Annotated in this window: 20 protein-coding genes; 15 read left to right on the forward strand and 5 right to left on the reverse strand. The window is 41.1% G+C overall.

Features of this window, described 5'->3' with window-relative positions; genetic code table 11:
* Positions 1-45: 45 nt before the first annotated feature.
* The gene (locus D9T12_RS03780) at positions 46-849 is read right to left on the reverse strand and encodes an iron chelate uptake ABC transporter family permease subunit (RefSeq protein ID WP_130536926.1); all 804 of its coding nucleotides are present in this window, start codon (positions 847-849) and stop codon (positions 46-48) included.
* Positions 849-1,781 carry an ATP-binding cassette domain-containing protein gene (locus D9T12_RS03785; RefSeq protein ID WP_130536927.1) on the reverse strand — a complete coding sequence of 311 codons (933 nt, stop codon included), beginning with the start codon at positions 1,779-1,781 and terminating at the stop codon, positions 849-851. Before D9T12_RS03785 ends, D9T12_RS03780 begins: the two co-directional genes overlap by 1 nt.
* A gap of 78 nt (positions 1,782-1,859) precedes the next feature.
* Between D9T12_RS03785 and D9T12_RS03790 the strand changes: the two genes are divergently transcribed.
* The 12 genes from D9T12_RS03790 (at position 1,860) to lpxC (ending at position 15,275) form a co-directional block, all read left to right on the forward strand.
* A complete protein-coding gene (locus D9T12_RS03790) occupies positions 1,860-2,852 on the forward strand; it encodes a zinc ABC transporter substrate-binding protein (RefSeq protein WP_165395032.1) in 993 nt (330 codons plus the stop codon).
* On the forward strand, positions 2,842-3,609 hold the full coding sequence (locus D9T12_RS03795; RefSeq protein WP_130536929.1) for a hypothetical protein: 768 nt from the start codon (positions 2,842-2,844) through the stop codon (positions 3,607-3,609). Before D9T12_RS03790 ends, D9T12_RS03795 begins: the two co-directional genes overlap by 11 nt.
* A gap of 160 nt (positions 3,610-3,769) precedes the next feature.
* Positions 3,770-5,272 (forward strand): Fe-S cluster assembly protein SufB, encoded by a 1,503-nt coding sequence (sufB, locus tag D9T12_RS03800; protein WP_130536930.1) that lies wholly within the window; start codon positions 3,770-3,772, stop codon positions 5,270-5,272.
* Between the two features lie 136 nt (positions 5,273-5,408).
* The gene (gene sufC, locus D9T12_RS03805) at positions 5,409-6,173 is read left to right on the forward strand and encodes a Fe-S cluster assembly ATPase SufC (RefSeq protein ID WP_130536931.1); all 765 of its coding nucleotides are present in this window, start codon (positions 5,409-5,411) and stop codon (positions 6,171-6,173) included.
* 14 nt (positions 6,174-6,187) lie between these two features.
* The gene (gene sufD, locus D9T12_RS03810; RefSeq protein ID WP_130536932.1) at positions 6,188-7,531 is read left to right on the forward strand and encodes a Fe-S cluster assembly protein SufD; all 1,344 of its coding nucleotides are present in this window, start codon (positions 6,188-6,190) and stop codon (positions 7,529-7,531) included.
* 39 nt (positions 7,532-7,570) lie between these two features.
* Complete coding sequence (locus D9T12_RS03815) at positions 7,571-8,788, forward strand: aminotransferase class V-fold PLP-dependent enzyme (protein WP_130536933.1); 1,218 nt, start codon at positions 7,571-7,573, stop codon at positions 8,786-8,788.
* Between the two features lie 147 nt (positions 8,789-8,935).
* Positions 8,936-9,328, forward strand: coding sequence for a hypothetical protein (locus D9T12_RS03820; RefSeq protein WP_130536934.1), 393 nt, complete (start codon positions 8,936-8,938; stop codon positions 9,326-9,328).
* Positions 9,329-9,496: 168 nt separating this feature from the next.
* Entirely contained in the window at positions 9,497-10,903 is a 1,407-nt protein-coding gene (murC, locus tag D9T12_RS03825; RefSeq protein ID WP_130536935.1) for a UDP-N-acetylmuramate--L-alanine ligase, read from the forward strand.
* Between the two features lie 82 nt (positions 10,904-10,985).
* Positions 10,986-11,921 carry a D-alanine--D-alanine ligase gene (locus D9T12_RS03830; protein WP_130536936.1) on the forward strand — a complete coding sequence of 312 codons (936 nt, stop codon included), beginning with the start codon at positions 10,986-10,988 and terminating at the stop codon, positions 11,919-11,921.
* Between the two features lie 71 nt (positions 11,922-11,992).
* Positions 11,993-12,742 carry a cell division protein FtsQ/DivIB gene (locus tag D9T12_RS03835; RefSeq protein ID WP_130536937.1) on the forward strand — a complete coding sequence of 250 codons (750 nt, stop codon included), beginning with the start codon at positions 11,993-11,995 and terminating at the stop codon, positions 12,740-12,742.
* Between the two features lie 72 nt (positions 12,743-12,814).
* Entirely contained in the window at positions 12,815-14,086 is a 1,272-nt protein-coding gene (ftsA, locus tag D9T12_RS03840; protein WP_206199132.1) for a cell division protein FtsA, read from the forward strand.
* Positions 14,087-14,339: 253 nt separating this feature from the next.
* On the forward strand, positions 14,340-15,275 hold the full coding sequence (gene lpxC, locus D9T12_RS03845; protein ID WP_130538514.1) for a UDP-3-O-acyl-N-acetylglucosamine deacetylase: 936 nt from the start codon (positions 14,340-14,342) through the stop codon (positions 15,273-15,275).
* A 72-nt stretch (positions 15,276-15,347) separates the two neighbouring features.
* On the opposite strand, the gene D9T12_RS03850 is transcribed toward lpxC, so the two are convergent.
* Positions 15,348-15,806 carry a DciA family protein gene (locus D9T12_RS03850; RefSeq protein WP_130536938.1) on the reverse strand — a complete coding sequence of 153 codons (459 nt, stop codon included), beginning with the start codon at positions 15,804-15,806 and terminating at the stop codon, positions 15,348-15,350.
* Between the two features lie 70 nt (positions 15,807-15,876).
* Here D9T12_RS03850 and secA point away from each other — a divergent pair, with 70 nt between their 5' ends.
* Positions 15,877-18,639 carry a preprotein translocase subunit SecA gene (gene secA, locus D9T12_RS03855; protein WP_130536939.1) on the forward strand — a complete coding sequence of 921 codons (2,763 nt, stop codon included), beginning with the start codon at positions 15,877-15,879 and terminating at the stop codon, positions 18,637-18,639.
* An 85-nt stretch (positions 18,640-18,724) separates the two neighbouring features.
* Positions 18,725-19,921 carry a bifunctional glutamate N-acetyltransferase/amino-acid acetyltransferase ArgJ gene (argJ, locus tag D9T12_RS03860; RefSeq protein WP_130538515.1) on the forward strand — a complete coding sequence of 399 codons (1,197 nt, stop codon included), beginning with the start codon at positions 18,725-18,727 and terminating at the stop codon, positions 19,919-19,921.
* 211 nt (positions 19,922-20,132) lie between these two features.
* On the opposite strand, the gene hisC is transcribed toward argJ, so the two are convergent.
* Positions 20,133-21,194 carry a histidinol-phosphate transaminase gene (hisC, locus tag D9T12_RS03865; protein WP_130536940.1) on the reverse strand — a complete coding sequence of 354 codons (1,062 nt, stop codon included), beginning with the start codon at positions 21,192-21,194 and terminating at the stop codon, positions 20,133-20,135.
* A gap of 100 nt (positions 21,195-21,294) precedes the next feature.
* Here hisC and D9T12_RS03870 point away from each other — a divergent pair, with 100 nt between their 5' ends.
* On the forward strand, positions 21,295-22,248 hold the full coding sequence (locus tag D9T12_RS03870) for a Nudix family hydrolase (protein ID WP_130536941.1): 954 nt from the start codon (positions 21,295-21,297) through the stop codon (positions 22,246-22,248).
* Between the two features lie 65 nt (positions 22,249-22,313).
* On the opposite strand, the gene D9T12_RS03875 is transcribed toward D9T12_RS03870, so the two are convergent.
* Positions 22,314-24,920, reverse strand: a complete 2,607-nt coding sequence (locus D9T12_RS03875) for an ATP-binding protein (RefSeq protein WP_130536942.1) — start codon at positions 24,918-24,920, stop codon at positions 22,314-22,316.
* Positions 24,921-24,981 lie beyond the last annotated feature (61 nt).

Below are 24,981 nucleotides of genomic sequence, written 5' to 3' on the forward strand. Positions count from 1 at the left end.
TGAGCCTCGCCAGTAGAGCGACATTTTCTGTGACAAGCTTTTGTCTTAACCCTGCTGTTTTTTCAGCAGTAGTGCTAAGAAAAAGCCCGTAGCGGCAATCACAATGGCAGGGCCAGTTGGAATATCGTATTGATAAGAAATCCATAGCCCTGAAATGACAGAACTCACTCCTAAAACCAAGCACCAGCCAAGCATTTGCTCTGGGGTTTTTGACAATCTTCTTGCGGCCGCAGCAGGAATAATCAACAGCGATGTCACCAATAAAACGCCCACCATTTTCATCGACAACGCAATCATAAAGGCCAAAAGTAGTACAAATTGTAATTGTACTTTTTTGACATTCGTCCCTTCTACTTGCGCTAATTCTGGGTTAAGTGTTAGGTTTAGCATTGCTTGCCAGTTTTTTAAAAAAAACAAAACTATGAGCAAACCGGTCAAAGCGATTAGCCAAAGGTCTGTTTCATTAATGCTTAAAATATCGCCAAACAGATAACCCGTGATGTCGATTTGTACCGAGTTTTGTAGGCTAATCATGGCAAGGCCAATCGCTAAAGAACTGTGCGCGAGTATGCCAAGCAAAGTGTCTGAAGAGAGTTGACGAGTATGGCTTAGCGCATAAATTCCCCAGGCAATGAGTAAAGAAATTACAACCACGGTTATGGTTAGATGTGTTTGTAATAGTAAAGCGATACTGACACCGAGTAACGCCGAATGTGCAAGAGTTGCGCCAAAATAGGATTGGCGTTGCCAGACCATAAATACCCCCAATGGCGAGGCAATTAAGGCCAGACCAATGCCGCCTAAAATGGCAAACAGCATTAAATCGAAAATTTCAAAGATTGCTGACATTACAGGTCCTTTTTCGCAGACGGTTTTGCAATGAACTGGAAGCCAGAAAGCTTACCGGCCGGTAGTTTAAGCAATTTTTTTGGTGCCAATTTATTGAATGAGTGAGGCATTTGAATATGCCCATTTGAATGGTCGCAAGAGTCTGAGTGATGATGTTCATAAATTGCGATTGCGCCACTAAAGTCACCAAACAGGTGTTTAAATTCTGGAGCTTGACTCACATTGTAAGGGTGTCCTGAGCAACAGATATGTTGATTGAGACAAATCACCTGGTCAGTATGATTCATCACCAAATGCAAATCATGACTGACCATTAAAATTGAAATGTTGTACTGATTTCTCAGTTCTTGAATGTATTGGTAGAGTTCAGCTTGACCTTGCAAATCCACTCCTTGAACAGGTTCGTCCAAAACCAGTAAGTCTGGCTGACGTAAAAGCGCTCGTGCAAGTAAAATGCGTTGCATTTCACCTCCCGATACTTTCTGAACTGGCTTGTTGAGAAGTTTACTGATATTGAGTTGTTCAATAATTTGTGCCCAACAAAGGTCTTCTATGGGGCGTTTGAGTTTTTTTGTGGGGGATGCTTTGTTAAAAAAATTCGAAAAGAGATTTTTTTTGATTTGTGCTTCACCTAGTTGCAAGAAACGTTCTACTGTCAAAGGGAGTGTGGGGTCGACTTGAATTTTTTGTGGCATAAATCCAATTTTTAAATCCTTTTGACGCTGGAGTTTGCCTTCAGATGGCTGAGTGAGTCCAAGTAAAATCGACAGCAGAGTTGATTTGCCGGCACCGTTTGGGCCAATCAACGTAATAATTTCTCTAGGGTGGATGGTGAGGCTAATGTTGTTAAGCACCCAAGGGGAATTTTTTCCATAACGGTGACGGATTTTCTCAGCATGGATGAGAAAATCATTAGTTTGTGCGTGATTCAATGGGAAAGCTCATTTGCGTGGGTTAAATTCGTTAGAATTATAGCTCTAAATTTGTTGAAAATTAAAGGTGAAAACCCAGTGAAAACCTTATTATCTCCTCTCATGCAAACTTTTAGTGTCTTGCTAGTGTTTATGGTCAGTAGTTTACCGGCCGGTGCTTCACCTCAAGCAAAGCCTCTTCCATTAAGCGTTGTGGTAACGATTCCGCCCCTAGCAGGGATGATTGCCCCTTTATTGGAGCCTGAAGACCGAATCGAAGTATTATTAAAAGAGGGTGAGAGTCCACATGGTTTTGCGCTACGGCCGTCACATTTGAAAACTTTAAAGAATGCTGATGCATTATTGATGGTTGGCTCGCCTGTGGACGCTTGGGTCCACAAAAGTGTTGAGCGTATGCAAAATAAGACTATAAATATGGCCGAGCTTGCTAATCTACAGAAGTTACCAATTCGCAAAGGTGGCTTATGGGAGAAAAAACTTCCAAAGAGGGAGGGGCACGAACATGACGGGCACAAGCATTCAGCAATGTCTTATGACGGTCATTTGTGGATGTCCATTCATAACGCAAAACAAATGATTGGTGCTTTTTCAGAAAAGTTAATGGAATTGCGACCTGATCAAGCACAAAGTATCCAGCACAACACTCAAAATTGGTTAGCGAAAATTGCGCAGACTGAAAACCTTGTTAATCAGCAGTTAAAACCAAATCGTCATACGCCTTTTATGGTCTTGCATGATGCTTTCCAGTATTTTGAGCAGCACTTTGAGTTGAATGGAGTAGGATCGATTCGTTTAAATCCTGAGTTACAACCCAGCGTAAAAAGACTATTAACGTTGCGTAAAAAACTTAAGTCTGAAAATGTGCAGTGTATTTTTAAGGAGCCTCAATTTCCTGATAAACAAATTTTAAAGTTAGCAGAAAATACATCTGTAACGGTTGGTGAACTTGACCCTATGGGCTATGTTTACGCGCAAAAAAGTCAAGCAGGATTTGTCAATTTCGATGTTTTTATTTCGTCGTTAGGGGAAAGTTTTCTTCAATGTTTTCAGGAAAAAGCAAGTGGCCGTTGATTTCTCAGTCATTCAGGTTGAATTAAACGGATTGCCAGGAGCTGGGACTTCACGATTAATTAACGGGTTGATTTCAGACGGTGCTGAAAAATTAAAGTTTCAAAAAAGTGATGAGCAGCATAAACAGCTCCAAGATAAAGCCGGTTTAAGGTTTTGGGTGTTGGATGTTCGGCAGGATTTAAATGTTTTGCAATCACAATTTTCTTGGTTACTTGAGCTTTTAAGAGACGGTTTGCAATCATCCGATGCTGTGATTTTAAATTTTGTAGAAGCAGCAGATTTGACACAACAATCTCAATGGCAGGCGTTTGTGCGTGAAAACTTTTCAAAATTACCCGTTTTTCGAAGTTTTTATCATTCTATGCCTGAGGGTCTGATAGAGTTTGCGCAAAATTTGAATTTAGCAACCAAAACGACCGGCCGTTTAAATGTAAATGCTTCAACAATCCCGTCAAATTGGCAAAGTTTTGAATTTGAAATGCCGAGAGTTTCTTTGGAGGCATTAATGATGGCATTGGCCAATTCTCAACAAAGTATGAAGATGAAAATCGCCCGAATTCAAGCAACTTTGCAAACGATAGAATATGAAAACCGTGTTGCGCTGGAAGTAAGTGGCCCTCTGTGGAAGACCTTTGCAGCAGAGGATGCGCTACATAGTATGAATAATACGTTAGGATTGCCAAATTCTATGTGTATTCAAGGCATTGACTTAGATAAAGACTGGCTTGTGGAATTAATTCATGCTTCAAGATGTTAAAGCTAGAAGGGAAGAATACTTCGAAAAATCAATGTTTTAAAACCTTGGAAACTCTATGGAAGAGTTCGGTCTGAAGACTATAAGCACAGCTTATAACATAGACTTTCAAATAATAACCTACTAAAATACTCAGAAATTAAATAATTAGGCAAAAGTTAATATGAATCAAGTTGCTGATATTACCGATTTAACTTCCACAGAGTCAGAATACGAGGACATCGATTCGATTCTGAAGAAGAAGTTGAACTACCGTGAAGGCTTTGAAACTAAAACCAATGTTGAAACCTTTGATAAAGGAATCAATGAAGAGGTTGTGCGAGCGATTTCTGCGAAAAAGAATGAGCCGGACTGGATGCTTGAGTTTCGTTTAAAAGCGTTCCGTCACTGGGAAAAGATGAGCGAACCGCATTGGGCGAAAATGACTTATGAGCCTTTGGATTATCAAGACTACTCCTATTACTCTGCACCTGAATGCAGTGCTTGTGGAGATGCGTGTGGGACCGAAGGAGATCAGGCGACAGATATTGATCCAGAAGTTGCTAAGGCATTTGCGGAACTCGGTGTACCGATTGCCGGTGATGATGCTAATGTTGCTGTCGATGCGATTTTTGATTCGGTATCCATTTCGACCACTAAACGCGAAGATTTGGCAGAATTGGGTATTATTTTCTGTTCCTTTTCAGAAGCGGTTCACGACTACCCTGAGTTGGTGCAAAAATACCTAGGAACTGTGGTTCCATATCACGATAACTATTTTGCAGCGCTAAACTCAGCGGTGGCTTCCGATGGAACCTTTGTCTACATTCCTGAAAATGTTCGCTGTCCAATTGATTTGTCGACCTATTTCCGAATCAATGAAGCGAAAACCGGTCAGTTTGAACGTACAATTTTGATTGCCGATAAAGGTTCTTATGTCTCTTATTTAGAAGGGTGTTCAGCACCGGCACGTGATACCTATCAGTTGCATGCGGCAGTAGTTGAAGTCATTGTTCATGATGATGCCGAAGTAAAATACTCAACTGTTCAAAACTGGTATCCGGGGGATGAAGATTGCGAAGGTGGAATTTTGAACTTTGTAACCAAACGTGGGATTTGCGAGGGGAAAAACTCAAAACTTTCTTGGACGCAAGCTGAAACCGGTTCAGCGATTACTTGGAAGTATCCAAGTTGTGTTTTGAAAGGTGATAACTCGATTGGTGAGTTTTATTCAGTGGCATTGACCAATCGCCGTCAGCAAGCTGACACCGGAACTAAAATGATCCATATTGGTAAAAATACCAAAAGCACGATTATCTCGAAAGGTTTGTCAGCTGGGCATTCTGATAACACTTATCGTGGTCAAGTTAAAATTTTGCCGAGTGCGGAGGGTGCACGAAATTTTACACAGTGTGATTCGATGCTGATTGGTGATAAATGTGGTGCGCATACTTTCCCGTACATCGAAGTGGAAAATCCAACTGCACAGATTGAACATGAAGCAACGACATCTCGAATTGGTGAAGACCAGCTTTTCTATTGTCAACAGAGAGGCATTTCAGAGCAAGATGCGATTTCAATGATCGTAAATGGTTTCTGTAAAGAGGTTTTCTCAGAGTTACCGTTAGAGTTTGCACAAGAGGCCGAAGAATTATTAGCGATCAGCCTAGAAGGTTCCGTCGGCTAAGATGCTTTTCAAAGCGTCGTTTCAGGGAAATAGGGCTAGCTTGATGAAATGAAAAGTAGTGGTCTAACTTCTCAGTAAATGCCAACCATTACTGGCAAATAGAATGTAAAAGAATTTTAAAGACAGGTTTTAACAAATGTTATTGAATATCCAAAATGTACAAGCGCAGGTCGAAGAGACTGAAAAACAAATTTTGAAAGGCTTAAATCTGCAAATTAATCCAGGTGAAGTTCACGCAATTATGGGGCCAAATGGTGCAGGGAAAAGTACTTTAGCGAGTGTTTTAGCTGGTCGTGATGATTATGAAGTTACTGGTGGTTCAGTTGAGTTTGATGGTGAAGATTTACTGGAGCTTGACCCCGAAGAGCGCGCGCGAAAAGGTATGTTTTTGGCGTTCCAATATCCTGTTGAGATTCCCGGTGTTTCAAACAAGCTGTTTATGCAAACGGCGGTAAATGCTAAACGTGAAGAAGCGGGGCTTGAGCCTTTCGATATGTTCGAGTTTGATGAATATGCACAAGAAAAAATTGATTTATTGCAAATGCGGTCAGATTTAATGGAGCGCTCCGTAAATGTTGGCTTTTCCGGTGGTGAGAAAAAGCGTAATGATATTTTCCAAATGGCATTGTTAGAGCCAAAGCTTTGCATTATGGATGAAACAGATTCAGGGTTGGATATTGATGCTTTACGTTTGGTCGCAAACGGTGTAAACACGCTTCGTTCAGAGGAGCGCAGCTTTATTGTAGTGACTCACTACCAGCGTCTCTTGGACTATATTAAGCCTGACTTCGTTCACGTTTTATACGATGGTCGTATTGTTGAGTCTGGAACTTATGATTTGGCGCTTGAACTGGAAAAAACCGGTTATGACGCAATTATTCAAAAACACCAAAACAATTAATTGAGGTGTTAAGAATGGCGATAAAAAAACTATCTCCCGTCGCGCTGGCTACGCGTGACTTTTACCTGCGACAAGCGGATGAATTGATTGCTAAAGAGTCAAGTGATACCTTAAAAACGATTCGAAATGCAGCAAAACTGATGTTTAAGGAACAGGCATTTCCAACGCAAAAAGACGAACATTGGCAGTACACGCGACTTGCACAATTTGTACAAAAATCATTTGATTCTTTGCAGACCGCGCATGTACCAAATATAGATTTGCATGCATATATGCCTGATTTTGCGGTTGTGAAAGTGGTATTTGTAGATGGCTGGTTTAGTGAGACCTTGTCAGATGACCTTTCTGTTTTACCGGCCGGTGTCTCTTTGGAACCGATGACAGACACTTTAAGTGATAGCACTGGCGTTGCACACGTGTTCAATAATGAAGAAACGATTTTGCAAGAGCCAATGGCTACCATGAACTCAATGTTGATGACTGATGGTTACTATCTGCAAGTTTCTCAAAATAAGGCGGTTGAAACACCATTACTGGTATTGCATTTGCAAACGCAAAGCGGCCACATGAGTGCGTTACGCAATAAAGTGGTGGTGGGCGAAAACGCTGAAGTGACATTGCTTGAGCGTTATGTTTCTTTGGTTGATGATGACAGTGCCTGTACTAATGTGGTAACCGAAATTGATGTGGCGAAAAATGCCCTCGTTAAGCAGGTGATTTTGCAGCAGCAATTCCATGATGCCTACTACTTTAATAACCAGTTTATTACCCAAGCGGAAAACTCAAATTTCCAAACACTGTTCGCCTCAAGTGGAAGTTGGATTGCGCGTCACCAAAACCATCTGAAAATGGATGGCGAGCACATTGAAAATTCGCAAAACAGTGCCTGTGTTGCTAAAGGAAAACAAACGGTTGATTCTCGTAGCTTTACTGAACACAACCAAGAATGGGGTGTGTCACGCCAGTTGCATAAATATGTTTTGGATGATCAATCGATTGGTGTCTTTGATGGCATGATCCGCGTTGATCGTAAAGCACAAAAAACCGATGGACAAATGGATAACAAGAATTTGGTTTTGTCGCATCAGGCGAAAATGAATACCAAGCCTCAGCTAGAAATTTATGCTGATGATGTAGCGTGTTCACATGGTTCTGCAACCGGTCAGATTGATGAGAAACAGGTGTTTTATCTCCAAGCACGAGGGATTTCACGAACGGATGCAGTTCAGATGATTACCAAGGCGTTTTTACTGGAACCTGTGGAAGATATTGCTAGCAATGAGATTCGTCAATGGATTACCAAAGAGATGACCACCGCATTAAACGCTACTCATATTGCGCAAGCGCATCTAGGGTAACTTTTTATTTCCAGATACTTTATCTTAAAGGAACCTCCTATGCCGGATTTTGATCAAATTCGTCAACAATTCCCGATTTTGCAACAGACTGAAAATGGCCAGCCATTGGTCTATCTGGATAATGGTGCGACTTCTCAAAAACCATTAAAGGTGATTGAGACCATCGAGCGTTATTATCGGGTGCAAAACGCGAATGTACATCGTGGCGTTTATGGTTTAAGCGAGCGTGCGACTGAGTTGTATGAAGGGGCTCGTGAAAAAGTTCGTGGTTTCTTAAATGCCAAATCGACCAAAGAAATTGTCTTTGTTCGAGGCGTGACCGAAGCCGTTAATTTAGTGGCGCAGTCGTGGGCAAGAACCTTTTTAAAAGCAGGCGATGAGGTTCTAATCACGGAAATGGAACACCATTCCAATATTGTGCCTTGGCAGTTATTGCGTGAGCAGATCGGTATTCGTTTACGTGTTTTGCCGATGAACGATAAGGGTGAAGTCTGTTTGGGTGCGATGGCCGATATGGTCAATGAACATACAAAACTAGTCTCTGTTACCCATATGTCGAATGCGCTTGGTACGATTAATGACGTCAAAAGAATGTGTGAAATTGCCCATTCGGTGGGTGCTAAGTTTATGGCCGACGGTGCGCAAGCTACGGCGCATTTAAAGGTTGATGTGCAAGATATTGATTGTGATTTCTATGCACTGTCTGGACACAAAATGTATGGGCCAACTGGTATTGGGGTTCTGTATGCCAAGGAAGAGTTGCTTGAAGCCATGCCGCCTTATCAGGGTGGAGGCGATATGATTTATTCGGTAACCTTTGATTCCACCGAGTTTAATGTTCTGCCTTATAAATTTGAAGCGGGCACACCAAATATTGCCGGCGGCATTGGTTTAGGTGCGGCAGTGGATTTCTTGCAGGAGCTTGGTATGGATAAAGTTGCTGCGTATGAAGATGAATTGTTGCATTATGCTACCAACCAGCTTAAACAAATTGAGGGGTTGCGCATTATTGGCGAGGCGGAGAGAAAAGGTGGGGTAATCTCCTTTATTATCGATGATATTCATCCGCATGATATGGCGACTTTAATGGATCAAGATGGCATTTGCGTTCGTGCTTCCCATCATTGCGCTATGCCTGTTATGCAGCACTTCAAAGTCCCTTCAACGGTTCGAGCTTCTTTCGGTGTCTACAATAATTTTGATGACATTGATCGTTTAATTGCTTCTATTGAAGAGTCTAAAGAGATGTTACTTTAAATCGCCATTAACGGTGTTGAAGCGTTATTAGAATCGTATGCACCATTTGTGACTTAACGCGTACTTATGTGAAAACTATGCCATGGAGGTCATAATTTCATCGAAAATTCGAGTATGATAATTTCTACTTAGAATGATGGGTACTTTATGACTATGGTTGATCAAAATCTTACAAAAAAACCTTCCTCCTCTCAGGATTTAGACAACAAACCATTTGATTGGATTCAGTTAGAGCTAGTCCCCTTACCACATTGCCAAAATGAATTTGAAACTTTACTGGTTTGGTGGAATCCGGATCAGCGTCAAATTGTTGGTGAAAAAGCTGAGTTGGTAAAAAGCTTTATCCACCAGGCAATGGAAAAAGGTGCGAGTGGTCCAAATGAATCGGTTGAATTAAATGATCCTCTCTCAAAGCCAACCGAATTAGCAGCGATTTTAGGGCAATATTTTTGGGTCATTCCTCAGCCGGTTAGGGAGCCGGGGAATGATTTAGATTCTTCTCTCGAAACAGCAATGACAGAACCACACAGTGTTCAGTAAATAATAGACATGTTCATATGCTATTTCCAAAGTTTTCTTTAGAAGGTTTGTGCTAGTTTAAGCAAATAAATCGGTTCTTTTAAGGTCTTTAGCAGAGAAATCTCTTCACTCGATTATCTGTATTCGATTATCATTATGCCCTTTAAAGTTTCGTAAAGATTGGTTTGAATGAAAGATCAAGTTAAGCAAATTCACTTTGTCGGTATTGGTGGTGTCGGTATGGCCGGTATTGCTGAAGTTTGTCTCAATTTAGGTTTTGGCGTCAGCGGATCTGATATTCGAACTAATCCTACCGTTACCCATCTCCAGTCGCAGGGGGCGGAAGTTCAGTTAGGGCATGATGCAAATCTTGTTAAAACGGCTGATGTTGTTGTGGTTTCTACTGCTATTTCCAAAGATAACAATGAAGTGGTTTGGGCAAAAGAACAACGAATTCCCGTCATTCCTAGAGCCGAAATGCTAGCAGAGCTGATGAGGATGCGTTTTGGTGTTGCAATTGCTGGCACGCATGGAAAAACGACGACGACAAGTTTGAGTGCAGCTGTATTGACACAAGGTGGGTTAGATCCAACGTTTGTTATAGGTGGCAAGCTCAATCAGTTTGGTTCAAATGCAAGATTGGGATCTGGTAAATTTCTCCTAGCAGAAGCGGATGAATCGGATGCCTCTTTTTTGCATCTTTCGCCGATGATTTCTGTGGTCACCAACATCGATGAAGATCATATGGAAACTTATCAGGGTGACTATGCCAATCTGGAGAAAACATTTGTTGAATTCATTCATCGTTTGCCATTTTATGGCATGGCAATTTTGTGTTTAGATGATGAAAACGTTCGAAATTTAATTCCTAAATTGAGCCGTAAAGTGACAACTTATGGAACTCATGACGAAGCGGATATTCGTGCAATAAATATTGAACCTCAAGGTTTATCGATGCATTTTAGAGTTGAATCTGAAGAATATGAAGACTTTGATGTTGAGTTGAATATTCCTGGGAAACATAATGTATTGAATGCTCTGGCCTCTATCACGATAGCTTTGCAACAAGGTGTTGCCATTTCCTCCATTCAAACAGCATTGAAAGAGTTTGGTGGTGTCGGTAGACGTTTTGAAGTGTATCCTCATCGACAAATTGGTTCTCAAAATGTAACTTTAGTCGATGATTATGGCCATCATCCCACAGAACTTTTAGCGACAATTGAGACTGCTCGTAATGCCTTTCCCGAAAAACGACTTGTATTAGTGTTCCAGCCTCATCGCTACAGTCGAACTAGAGATCTATTTGATGAATTTGTCGCCGCTTTGCTTAAAGCCGATTTGATCATTTTGACAGAGGTGTATGCAGCGGGAGAAACTCCGTTACCAGCTTTTGATTCAAAATCTCTACTTCAAGCGTTACGTATGCGTGGTGGTCAAGGGATTTATAGTGAAAACTTTGAATCACTCGAGCAGATTATGACAGAAAGTCTTCACCTGGATGATGTTGTGCTCGTTATGGGGGCCGGTGATATAGGTCAGGTCTCCAAGAAATGGATTCAACAAATGCTCCCACAATCGCCATTGGATTTGGCTTAAGTGCCGTTATTGAAGTTACTTGTGTATTGAGTTATTTAATTCAATAAAGTGTTTACAGTATTAACAAAAGGTCTTCACCCTAATGCAAGAAAAACCCTCTGAAACCCAGATAATCAAACAATATGGGCATGTTGCCGTTTTGATGGGAGGAAAAGCGGCAGAGCGAGAAATTTCATTAAAAAGTGGGCGCGCAGTTTGCCAAGCATTGATCTCTAAAGGGGTTGATGCAAAAGCGGTTGATGTAAAATCCCTCAAGGATTTGCAAGCGTTAAGTGGTAAATATGATCGAGTGTTTGTCGCGCTTCATGGGCGTTGGGGAGAAGACGGCGTTGTTCAGGCGATCTTGCAGGATATTGGGCTCCCTTTTACGGGAAGTGAAATGGCTGCATGTGCTCTTGGAATGGATAAGCTTCGCTGTAAATGGTTATGGATGGGAGCAGGTCTCCCAACCCCCAAATTCCAGTGGATTACGCCGAATCATCCAATTGACTACGATAATTTTGATATCCCGTTTCCGGTCATGGTAAAACCTTCTCATGAAGGCTCTAGTATTGGAATTAGCAAAGCAAATGATATCGCACAGCTCAAGCAATCCGTAATCGATGCACAGAAATATGATTCTGAAGTGTTAATCGAGCAATGGATTTCAGGGGAAGAGTATACCTGTGGCATTTTAGATGGCATGCCGTTACCGATGATAAAGCTACAAACAAGTCACGACTTTTATGATTATGAAGCAAAATATCAATCAAATGACACACAATATCTGTGTCCATGTGGTTTGAATGAAGAAACTGAAAAATCGATTCAGGCGATTGCCCTGAAAGCATTTAATACTGTTGGCTTAAAGGATTGGGGGCGAGTGGATTTTATGATTGATGAACAAGGTCAAGCTTGGTTAATTGAAATTAACACCATTCCTGGCATGACCGACCACAGTTTGGTTCCGATGGCAGCACAACAGCATGGAATTGAATTTTCTGACTTGGTATTACGTATTTTAAAAACCACTTTGTAGAAGTTATTCAAATCAGTAGGTACTTAAGACTTTTTAGTCACTTTCAATAAACCTTACCGGCCGGTGAATTTATGACAAACGTTTTTTACAAAAACGCGGCACTTTTTCGAAAAATATTTTGGGGCGTAGTTATTTTGCTGCTGTTGAGTGGTTTAGTGGCTTGGCAACTTTCAGAAAAGCGTTTAACGGACTCTTCGGGGGAACAAAGTTGGTTTTCTTACCCTCTTGCTGACTATGAAATCTTGACGCAAACTAAGCAAGTCAACCGTGAACAAATTGACGAAGTTCTTAAACCTTATATTGGGCAATCCTTTTGGGACTTACCGTTACCAGAAATTCAATCAAAGTTAATGCGTTTGGATTGGGTTGTCAGTGCAAAAGTCTCCAGAAATTGGCCTGATTTATTAGGCGTGGTAATTACTGAACAAGAGGCCATTGCACGGTGGGGAGAAAATGGACTGGTGAATCAGTCTGGAGAAGTGTTTTATCCAACAAGTATGGACGGTTATGATGATTATGTTTTGCTTGATGGAGACTTGCAGTTTGCGGTTTTGGTCTCACAGCGTTTTTCTGAAATTGCACCGCTTTTCTCCCAACATGATTTATGGATTGAATCGTTGGTGTTACTTGATGAACAGGTTTGGGAATTACAAATTTTTCAAGGTCCATTAATTCGTTTTTCCGAAGGTGTTTGGCGAGAAGAAATTGAACGTTTTTTACTCGCTTATCCAGAGCTTAAATCGGATTTTAGAAATTCAGCAGTCTATTATGATTTGCGCTATAGTAATGGTTTTGTAATGAAGCCAAACAAAACAAATTAAAAACAAAATCTCTCAGAAAAAGTGCTTTGAACTGAACCAGTCATAGACTCGAAAGAAAAGATAGGGAAGGGTATGAACATTAGGCATGATCAAAATGCGTCAGACGTGGTAGTGGGGCTTGATATTGGAACCTCAAAGATTGCTGCTATTGTTGGAAAATTAACGAATAATGGTCAGGTTGAAGTGTTGGGAATTGGGACCTATCCTTCTGTTGGGATGAAAAAAGGCGTTGTAGTCAATATCGAGGCAACGGTTGACTCGATTCGTGAAGCTGTCACTCGCGCGGAAAATACTTCAGGGATCAGTAACATTAAACGTGTGCTAGTTGGGGTGTCAGGTAGCCATATTCAGAGTATTAATTCGCACGGTACTGTGGCCATTCCTAATAAAGAAGTTTCCCATGAAGATATTGATCGAGTCATGCAAAACGCTCAAACGATCAAGCTTCCCTCGAGTGACCAAATCTTGCATGTCATGCCGCAATCGTACACCATTGATGGTCAAGAAGGGATTCGCGAGCCTTTAGGCATGTCGGGGGTTCGTCTTGAAGCTAATGCGCATATTGTGACGGGATCAGCCAGTGCTTTATCCAATATTACTAAATGCGTTGAACGATGTGGTTTGGAAGTCGATGGGTTAGTGCTTGAGCAATTGGCTTCCAGCGATGCGGTTCTTTCTGAAGATGAAAAAGAACTTGGGGTTTGTTTGGTTGACATTGGTGCAGGGACAACAGATATTGCCATCTATCATGAGGGCGCTATTTGTCACACGCATGTTTTCCCAGTCGGGGGTGACCAAGTGACCGGAGACATTGCTTATGCTCTTCGAACGCCGACCCAGGCGGCTAATGACATTAAAGTTAAATATGCTTGTGCACATCCACAAGCGATGCATGAAGATGAAGATATTGAAGTGCCAAGTGTTGGTGACCGTGTTGCTCGTTGCTTGTCTCGTAAAAGTTTAGTAGGGGTCGTCGGACCTCGTTATGCTGAAATTTTTGAGATGGTAGAAGAAGAAATAAGTAAGGCGGGTTATGCCAATAAACTTGCAGCCGGTGTTGTTTTGACAGGCGGTTCTTCTCAAGTTCAAGGCTTAGTTGAGCTTGCAGAGGAAACAATGTCTATGCAAGTTAGAATGGGGTTTCCAATGGGCATAACAGGGATGCTACAAGACGTGTGCCATCCAGAATATGCAACAACAGTCGGTTTGCTTTTATATGCACGTGATAATTTAGAAAATATTGAAACAATTCAACCACATCAAGAGATTCAGGTTTTTGAGCCTGAACAGCCTAAATCTTCAGCTGCAAGTCGTTTCTTTAATTACTTGAAAGATAAATTCTAAACTTTTGTGTTCAAAGCTTAGAGTATTGTTTAACTAAAACCCGCAAATTCAATTGCGGGTTTTTTTGTTTCCGATAAAGCTGTTTAAAGATTTATGCTAGAATTCACCGATTAAAAAATGCAGTATGAATATTTTTTGAGGGGTAGGGAGTTTATAGCGGTTTGAAATTCATAAATCTGTGCAAGAAATGAATGTTCAGCAAGCTTTACCTATTGAATCAAAAAGCAGTTTGGCAGAACAAAGGGTTAAAAACTTGAACCAAAGAACCATCGCAAATCAGATAAAAGCCCGTGGTATTGGCTTGCATACTGGTCACGAATCCGTCATGACACTTAAGCCAGCACCTGAGAATTCAGGAATTGTGTTTCGTCGAGTTGACTTGGAGTGCCCTATTGATTTTAAAGTGACACCAGAGATTGTTGGTGAAACAACTTTGTGTACGACAATTGTCAATCCAGACTTTCAAGGCGATACGGGCGATGGTGTGAATGCAAAAATTGCGACGATTGAGCATTTGATGTCTGCTTTGGCGGGTATTGGAATTGATAATTTACTGATTGAATTGACGTCAGATGAAGTGCCAATTATGGATGGAAGTTCTTCAGATTTTATCTTTTTATTGCAATCGGCAGGGATTGAGATTCAATCGAAGCCAAAGCGCTTTGTAAAAATTATCGATACCGTCCGCGTTGAAAATGAAAAAGGTGGCTGGGCAGAATTTAAACCGTTTGATGGTTATCGTTTAAATTTTTCAATTGAATTCGATCACCCTGCTTTTCAGCAAACTGCTGAAAGTATGACACTAGAGTTTTCATCGACTGCATATTTCAAAGAAGTCAGTCGTGCCCGTACATTTGGTTTCATGAAAGATATGGAAATGCTCCGTGCTCGTAATCTTGGACTTGGTGCGAGTCTTAAGAATGCGATTGGTCTTGATGATCAAGGCGTGATGAATGATGAAGGTTTACGTAACAAGGATGAATTTGTCCGTCATAAGATTCTGGATGCCGTCGGCGATTTGTATATGTTAGGTCATCCAATTGTTGGCGAGTTTACTGCGCATAAATCTGGACATGCATTGAATAATCAATTGTTGCGTGCATTGCTTGCAAATCCTTCAGCCTATGAATTAGTTGAGTATTCGGATCAAAGTGCTCCAATTAATTACGGAAGCAGTAAAGTTCTCTAGAAAATATTATCTATTTCATTTTAAAAGCGCTCATCAAGGCGCTTTTTTTATGCACCAAACTTAACCGGCCGGTTAAGTTTTTCTTTTTCTACAATTACTCAATTTTTGTAGCGCATGTTTTAAGTTATCCGATTCAATATGTTCACTCAGTTCGCGCATTTGTAATGCATTCTCTGTCGATAAGGGTTCCATCTGGCAGCCTTTTTTCTCAGGCTCTTTAGTTTGAGGGATTACTTTGACTTTTACTCGCTGGAGATTTAAGTGCGGCAAGTTATGTTGAAAAACCCCCAGAATATTGGGCTCATAAAACCGCAGTTGCGTGGCCCAGACTGAGTGATCAATCTGCAAAATCAAAACATTTTCTTCGAAAAAAACGCCAATTAAATGCGCATTTAAAGGAGCGGGTAAGCCATCTCGTCCAAGCTCTAAAAGGGCTTGAAACATGTGAGCATTTTCCAGTAACTCATTCAGTGCACCGCCTTTTTGATTCAAGGCAGTTTGATAAAATTGTTTCTTCGTTTTGCGAACCATCGCTTTTTGATTTCCTGTGCTAGAATAAGCGACAATTTTAGCTCAACATTAACCGGAATATAGAGTAAACATGGCCTTTAACATCTTTCAGAAAATCTTCGGTAGCCGTAACGATCGCATTCTAAAACAGTACAGAAAAACGGTTGATCAAATCAACGCACTGGAATCGAGCTTTGAAGGGCTAGATGACACGGCTTTACAAAATAAAACGCAAGAGTTTAAACAACGTATTGCTAATGGTGAAAGTTTAGAAGCGATTCTGCCGGAAGCTTTTGCGGTGGTTCGTGAAGCTGGTAAGCGTGTGTTTGGAATGCGTCATTATGATGTGCAGTTGATTGGTGGGATGGCACTAAATGATGGTCGAATTGCCGAAATGCGGACTGGTGAAGGGAAAACCTTAGTGGCAACATTGCCAGCTTATCTGAATGCGTTAAATGGTGAAGGCGTTCACGTCATTACAGTGAACGATTATTTAGCCAAGCGTGATGCAGAATGGATGGGACAGTTGTATGGTTTTCTTGGTCTTGAAACCGGTGTCATAGTAAGTGGCCAATCGCAGCAAGAAAAGCAAATGGCGTATGCGATGGATATCACTTATGGAACTAACAATGAGTTTGGGTTCGATTACCTGCGTGACAACATGGCGATTTTCTCTGGTGAACGTGTTATGCGTGACCAGCATTTTGCGATTGTCGATGAGGTTGACTCGATTCTGATCGATGAGGCGCGAACGCCTCTGATTATTTCTGGACCAGCAGAAGATAAATCGGAAATTTATGAAAAAATTAACCCTTTGATTTCGCATCTTGAACAAGGTGAAGAAGATAAAGAGACCAAAGAAACCACCGGTGATTTCACCATTGATGAAAAAGCCAAACAAATTTACTTAACGGATGATGGTCACGCAAAAGTCGAAGATTTACTCACTGAAATTGGTTTGCTGGAAGAAGGCGATAGTCTTTATGATGCCGCTCACATTGGCCTAATGATTCATGTCAATGCGGCGCTACGTGCGAACCTGTTGTTTGAAAAAGATAAAGATTACATTGTTGAAGATGGTCAAGTGGTGATTATTGATGAATTCACTGGCCGGAAAATGGCTGGGCGACGATGGTCGGAAGGGCTTCACCAAGCGATGGAAGCCAAAGAAGGCGTCAAGATTCAGCAAGAAAGTCAAACCTTTGCGTCGATCACATTCCAGAATTACTTCCGTCAGTATGACAAGCTTTCTGGTATGACTGGGACAGCCGATACAGAAGCGGGAGAGTTCTTATCGACTTACAAACTGGAAGTTGTGGTGATTCCACCAAATAAATTACCACAACGTATTGATCAGCCTGATTTGGTTTATCTGGATATGGAAGGGAAATTTGCCGCCATTGTTGAAGATGTTCGTCAGACCTTTGAGTCTCAACAACCCGTTTTGGTCGGTACAGCTTCGATTGAAATGTCTGAGTTGCTGTCGCGTTTATTTACTCAGGCCAAAATTCCACATAATGTTTTGAATGCGAAGCATCACGAACAAGAAGCACAAATTATTGCCAATGCTGGCCTTCCAGGAGCAGTGACAATTGCAACGAATATGGCTGGTCGTGGTACGGATATTGTATTGGGTGGTAATCTTGAGGCTGAGCTAGAGTCCTTAGGAGAGGGTGTGAGCGAGGATAAAATTGCTCAAGCCAAAGTGGATTGGCAAAAGCGACATGACCATGTGCTAGAACTCGGTGGTTTAAAGGTTATTGGTTCTGAACGTCATGAGTCACGCCGAATTGACAATCAGCTACGTGGTCGTTCTGGTCGACAAGGGGATGTGGGCTTAACGCGGTTCTATTTATCCTTGGATGACGATTTAATGCGTCGCTTTGCATCCGATAAGGTGAAAAATATGATGCGACGCTTGGGAATGACTTCCGATGAAGCGATTGAGCACAAAATGGTCACTAAATCGATTGAGCGAGCGCAAAAACAAGTTGAGCGTATGCACCAAGACGAGCGTGCTAATCTTCTAAAATTTGATGATATTGCCAATGAACAACGTAAGGTGGTTTATAACCAGCGTAACGAATTGATGTCATCAACGGCAGAAGAGGTCACAGATGTGATTGACGGTCTTCGCGAACAAGTTGTTGAGCAAATCGTTGGCGTTTATATACCGCCAGGTTCTTTGCACGAGCAGTGGGATATTCCTGGCGTTGAAAAAGCGCTTCATGAGGAGTTAGGTGTTGAACTTCATATTCAATCTTGGTTGGATGAAGATCCAAATCTTTACGAAGAGACATTGATTGAGAAAATTGTTGCAGAGTTGAAGACCGCCTACACCCAAAAAATGTCGGTCATTGACGAAGATACCAGACACCACTTTGAAAAAGAAGTCTTGCTACGTACGATTGATTCTCAATGGCGTACGCATTTGGCAGAGATGGATTATTTGCGTCGAGGGATTCATTTGCGTGGTTACGCGCAAAAAGATCCATTCCAAGAGTATCGTCGTGAGTCGGGTGACATGTTCAATGCATTCCTGAATGAAGTGATGATGGAAACGGTGAAAATGCTGTCTCTAGTTCGCATAGGGAATGACCAAGATGTTGCAGAATATGAACAACAAGCGCATCAGCCTGAAAAGCTTGAAGCGAATCACCCAGCCGCAGCAGGTATTGCAGATGCCATGAATAATGCGATGCAAAATCCAGAAGAATCGGATTCTGAAGGACATACTTCACCGGCCGGTCAAACAGGGACTGTTCGACGTGAAACCCCCAAGGTGGGGCGAAATGATCCTTGTCCTTGTGGTTCGGGCAAAAAATATAAACAGTGTTGTGGTAAGTTAAGCTAAAATCTACAACAAAGCTGAATCCAAAACCCATCGTGTGTCATGAACCTCGATGGGTTTTTTCGTTAGGAGAGAACAAGTGAGTGAAATGAATTTACATCCCGTGGCAGGTATTTATTTAGGCACGACTGCTGCGAAAATTAAAAAAAATGGTAACCCAGATTTAGTCATCATCGAGTTAAAGGAAGGGTCAAAAACTGCTGCAACTTTTACGACTAACGCCTTTTGTGCTGCACCAGTAAGCTTGGCAAAAGCCAATCTGGTTTCGACAATGCCACGTGCGTTAGTGATTAATGCAGGGAACGCCAATGCCGGTACGGGTGAGCAAGGGATGATGGATGCCAAAGCGACTTGTGAACTAGTCGCTAAAGAATTGGGGTGTTCTGGTGAACAAGTGTTGCCGTTTTCAACAGGGGTCATTGGTGAAAATTTGCCAATGGAAAAGTTTGAAATTGGTATTCCTGATGCTTTGGCGAACTTGAAAATTGATGGTTGGAAGGCCGCATCTACAGCAATTATGACTACAGACTTAGTCGCAAAAACCTTTAGTAAGGTCATTGATATCAATGGATCAAAAGTCACTTTAACAGGCATGTCAAAAGGCTCAGGCATGATTCATCCGAATATGGCAACCATGCTGGGATTTGCTGCGACGGATGCGAAAATTTCTCAGGCGTGTTTAGAAAAAGCCCTTAAAGATGCAGTGAATGTCAGCTTTAACCGTATTACTGTAGACGGGGATACCTCTACCAATGATGCTTGCACCTTAACGGCAACAGGTGAAGCGGATATGCCTGAAATTTCTGATAGCAATAGCCTTGATTACCAAGTATTTTCTGAAGCTGTGACAGAAATGATGACTGATTTAGCGCAAAAAATTGTGAGAGATGGTGAAGGTGCGACGAAATTTGTGTCAGTGATTGTCGAAGAAGCGAAAACGGAAGAAGAGGCATTGAAAGTTGCTCATACCGTGGCTTTATCACCTTTGGTTAAAACTGCTTTGTTTGCCTCCGATCCCAATTGGGGACGTATTTTGGCAGCAGTCGGTCGTGCGGGGGTTGAGGATTTAGATATCAATGCACTTGAGATTTACTTAGGGGATGTCTGTATTGTTCGAAATGGCGGGCGTGCTGAAGAATATACCGAAGCACAAGGTCAGAAAGTAATGGATCAAACCGATATTGATATTACAATTTGGCTAAATCGTGGACCGGTGAATGAAACCGTTTGGACCACGGATTTCTCGTACGACTATGTCAAAATCAATGCAGAATATCGGTCTTAATTGTTCCTAGAAATAAAACTGCATTGAATGACTTTTAAAAAGCACTCAAAGGATGAATTCTTATCAGGCTGGTATTGTTTTGAAAAAGACGTAGCAAGATCTCCCAAGATTACTCTGGTTCGCCATCCGTGGCTTTCCAAACTTTTTCAAAATAATACCGGCCTTCACTATCACTCCAGTCTTCAACGTTAATTTAACCGGCCGGTAAAGTTTACTTTCCTAAAATCTCTTTCAATGCTGCTATCAACGCATTGTTTTCCTCATCGGTGCCAATGGTAATACGCAAATACTGATCAATGCGCGGTTTATTAAAATAACGCACAATAATTTTGCGTTCACGCAAAGCCATGGCTAATTTTTCGGCATCTTCAGTTGTATGTTTGGCAAACACAAAATTTGCCGCCGATGGAATCACTTCAAAGCCTATTTCTTTCATGGCATTTGTCAGTGTCTCACGGGTGGAGATAATTTTTTGACAACAGTCTTGAAAATACTCTTCATCTTTAAAGGATGCACTAGCGCCATATAAAGCTAATCGATCAATGGGATAGGAATTAAAACTATTTTTGACACGTTCAAGAGCCTCAATCAAGTGTGCTTGACCCACGGCAAATCCTACTCGCATTCCGGCCAGTGAACGAGATTTAGACAAAGTTTGCGCGACTAAAAGATTCGGATAATCGTTCACAAGCGAAATTGCTGATTTTCCACCAAAGTCGATATAGGCCTCGTCCACTAGAACCACACGATTAGGATGCATTTCTAATATTTCTTTAATCGCGTCTAATTTCAGCAAGCGTCCTGTTGGTGCGTTTGGATTGGGGAAAATAATTGCCCCACAGTTTTGCTGATAATCGGCAGGTTGAATTTCAAACTGGTCGTTTAAAGGGATGGTTTCATAGTCAATACCATATAGACCGCAGTAAACAGGATAAAAGCTGTAAGTAATATCTGGGAACAGCAGAGGTGCGTCTTGTTTAAGAAGGGCTTGAAATGCATGCGCCAAAACTTCATCGGAGCCATTTCCCACAAATACCTGATTTGTCTCAAGCGAATGGTAGTCGGCAATCGCCTGTTTTAGCAGGTCTGAATTTGGATCAGGATAAAGCTTGAGTTTTTCATTGTTCTGCTCAGCAATTGCTGCCAAAACTTTTGGAGACGGTGGGTAAGGGTTTTCATTGGTATTGAGTTTAATTAAATTATCGACTTTTGGTTGTTCGCCCGGTACATAGGGGGTCAAGGTGTGAACAAGCTGGCTCCAAAATTGGCTCATGGCATGATTTCCTGAAGTAATCAAAAAAATTGACTGCTATTTTAGCGCAATCAGTTGGCATACAATAGCAACCAATTTCAAACTTTTGAGGTTTTAAGACATGAGCAAGGGTTCAAGCGAGTTTGTGGAAATTGCTGTTGGGGTTTTGCGCTGCGAAGATGAGGTTTGTCTTAGTCTTCGCCAAAAGCATCAATCGCATTCTGACAAATGGGAGTTTCCTGGTGGCAAAGTTGAAGCAGGTGAAACAGTTGAACAAGCGCTAAAGCGTGAGTTTATTGAAGAGCTAGGAATTGATACCGATAATTGGCAAGCATTGATTGTAATCCCTTGGCATTATGAAAATGTCAGCGTTCGCCTTCATGTCTATCAAACCTATGAATTTACCGGCCGGCCAATAGGCGTAGAAGGACAAGTTGTTCGTTGGTTTGATAAATCTGAATTAAGAGCGTTGAGTTTTCCAGAAGCCAACCAAGGTATCTTAACTGCTCTGGAGTTGCCTGATCAAATGGCTATCACAGGACGATTTGATAACCAAGACGATTTGCGTGAAAAAGTGTCAAATGTGTTTTCAAAAGGGGTTAAATGTTTGCAACTGCGAGAAAAAAGTTTTACCGATAGTGAGTTTTTATATTACGCTCAAGCGGTTTTGCCTTTGATTCATCAGCATCAAGCGAAACTTTTGTTAAACACTCGTAAAATCCAAATTTTGAATGAAGTTGATGTAGATGGTATTCAATTATCTTCCAAAGCACTGTTTGATTTTGAAAGCCGTCCCATTCCAAAAGATAAGTTGTTGGGTGCTTCGGTGCATGATTGTGAAGAAATCCAGCAAGCTCTGAAAATTGATGCGGATTTTTTGCTTTTATCTCCAGTGCTTTTTACTCAGACACATCCAGATATGAAGGGGTTGGGATGGCAAGCTTTTAAAGAATTGGTGAATGCTTGTCCAGTGCCTGTTTATGCGCTAGGAGGAATGCAAGAGCAACATTTAAGAGTCGCTAAACAGAACGGTGCACAAGGGATTGCAGCAATTGGCACTTTTTGGACGGAGTAACGTTAGGTGGAAAACGGTTGAGTTAGCGTTTACCGGCCGGTAGAGTATTTTGGGTTTAGTCAGCTTTAATTCGGAGTTTCGCAGAATTCAAACCATTCTGATAATACTTGAATCAAAGCGTCTCGCTCTATTGGCTTACTAAGATGATTCTTCATGCCTGAATCGAGTGTTTTTTGGCGTTCTGCATCGGTGACAGATGCGCTTAGGGCAACAATTGGTAGTTCAGGTTTGTTTTCCAGAATCTGTTTTGCTGCTTCATGTCCATCCATAATTGGCATCTGGATATCCATTAGCACTAATTCAAATTCAGTATTTTGGCAGGTGTGAACGGCTTCTTCTCCATTGCTTGCAATGCTGACGTCAAATCCAAGCTGAGATAGCAGTGTTTGAGCAACTAACTGGTTTATTTCATTGTCCTCTACCAACAGTAACTTGGGGTGATTAAGGACGGTAACGGTTTGAATGGTTTTGGCGACTGGTGTCGATTTATCTGTTTGCTCTTTGTGCTGTCTCGTTTGCGTGGTTTCTTCTAAAGGTAGAGTCAATGAGAAACGGGTTCCTTTTTGGGGTTTGCTTTCAAATTCAATTTGCCCTTCCATTAACTTAATCAACTTTCGACAAATAACCAGTCCAAGACCTGTACCACCATAGGTTTTGGCTGTTGAACTGTCGCCTTGCTCAAATGGTTGGAAGAGTTTTTTTTGCAAATTTTCTGCAATCCCAATTCCTGTGTCTTCAACATCAATCGCTAACCAAATAATTGGGTTTTTCACAGTTGATTTGCGAGATAGCGCTTTAAGGTTTTTTTCAACAGAAATCCGAAGAGTGATAAAACCTTCTTCAGTAAACTTTAGTGAATTACTCACTAAATTATTTAAGATTTGTGTAATTCGGTGCGCATCTCCCATTAAGTAGTCAGGCGTTTCAGGGGAAATATCTATTTTAAGTTGTAAACCTTTTGAATGGATTTGTTTGTGGTATAGGTTTGCAACATTTTTAATAATTTGGCGAATTGAAAACTTTTCTTTTTCAATGGTTAATTTACCGGCCTCTATTTTTGAATAATCAAGAATATCATTAATAATATGTAATAGACTCTTTGATGCGAGCAGACTGTTTTCAAGATAGTTTTGTTGTGTGCTGTCTAGTGGCGTATCCAGAGCAAGTTCAGTCAAACCAATAACGCCATTGAGAGGTGTACGAATTTCATGACTCATATTAGCTAGAAATTCAGATTTTACTGAATTGGCTTTTTGCGCATCCTGCTTAGCAACCGTTAGCGCTTGCATTAAATTTTTCTGCTTGGAAATGTCGGTGAAGATGCCTGCAATGACAACCGTTTCACCTAAAGTGTTTTTTTGAAGTGAGACCGCTTTAATATGAAGCCAGTTGTAAGGGGTCTTATTTGACTGGCGATAACGAAGCTCGATATCGAGTTGCGATTGTTCCCCTTGAGTCAGTTGAGTTATTTCACTTTCAAATTTGAGTCTGTCCGCTCGGTGAATTCCGTTTTTCCATTGCGATATGTTTATTCCTTCTTCTGAAGTATCTGAATCCATTAAAACATTCTGTGAAGAGGGTTTTTCCTCAAGATCTAAAATGGCATAACCCATTTCCGAAAGCCGCAAATTGTTGTTTGATGTATTCAGCTCCCAATAGGCGATTTGATTTTTATCCAAGGCAAGGTCGAGCTTCTTTTTAAAACTGTGAATTGCTGATAAGTTACTTACCGAGATGAAAAGGTGTTCTTGCTCATTAAGTAAAATTTTATGGGCTTCAATTTGCGTTTCGAGAGCCAGTGAATCTGCAGTTTTCAGAGTAAGCGTTTTTGGGATGCTAGGAGTTTGCCAGTTGAGTAGGTGGCGAATAAGGTGGTGAATGTTCTCGACCACAAACCAGTCGGTTAAATGAGTATTTACAATGTGTTCATGCGTTGTCTGAAACAGTTTACATAGCGATTGATTGGTTTCAATAATCAGACCTTGCTGATTACAAATTAAAATGCCGTCTTTGGTGCTGTGAAACAGTTGACTGAAATGCTCTTTCTCTTGAATAAGTTGTTTTTCGGCCTGTTTGGTGCGACGAATAGCAGGTAAAAATATCAAGAGCATTTCAATCAATAAAGTTAACACCGTGGCAGCAAAAATCCATGTTTCAATGTTTTTGATTTGCTGGATAGCACGATTGCTATCCATCTCAAACGTTTTTACCGCTGAATCCAGTTTGGGAAGTAATTCTTTCGACTGGAAAATGATTTCATCTAATAATTCTGCGGATGGTTCATCCGAAAAGTTTTTGAGCAGTTTCAAATAGTGACGAGTTTGAGGGTCGAGGTATGTGGGAGAGTCTAAGTAGAGTGTTTTTAAATCATCAGAGTTAAGGTTTTTTAACAGCAATTGGTGGCTTTTTGACATTTGCAAACGCAGAGAAAGCAGTTCGAGTTTAAGAGATGAGTCTTGTTCATGCCAAATTTGATATGAAAATAAGCTTGTCTGTTGCAGCAACATTCGCTGTTTGCCACTGATATTAATTAGTTTTGCGTAACTTTTTTGTGTGTCAATTGTTTTGATCAGGGTGAGGAATGCCAATAGAGACCACAAAAATAGCGTCACAAAAAATATGAAATAGGCATTTTTTAGATTCAATGAACGGTGCATAGAAAAAAATGACATAGCCCACCCTGATGTAATTAATTTAATTAAGATACTAAAAAGGTAGTTTTTAGTATGATTT

It is taken from the genome of Thiomicrorhabdus indica, assembly GCF_004293625.1.
In the GTDB taxonomy this organism is placed as follows: domain Bacteria; phylum Pseudomonadota; class Gammaproteobacteria; order Thiomicrospirales; family Thiomicrospiraceae; genus Thiomicrorhabdus; species Thiomicrorhabdus indica.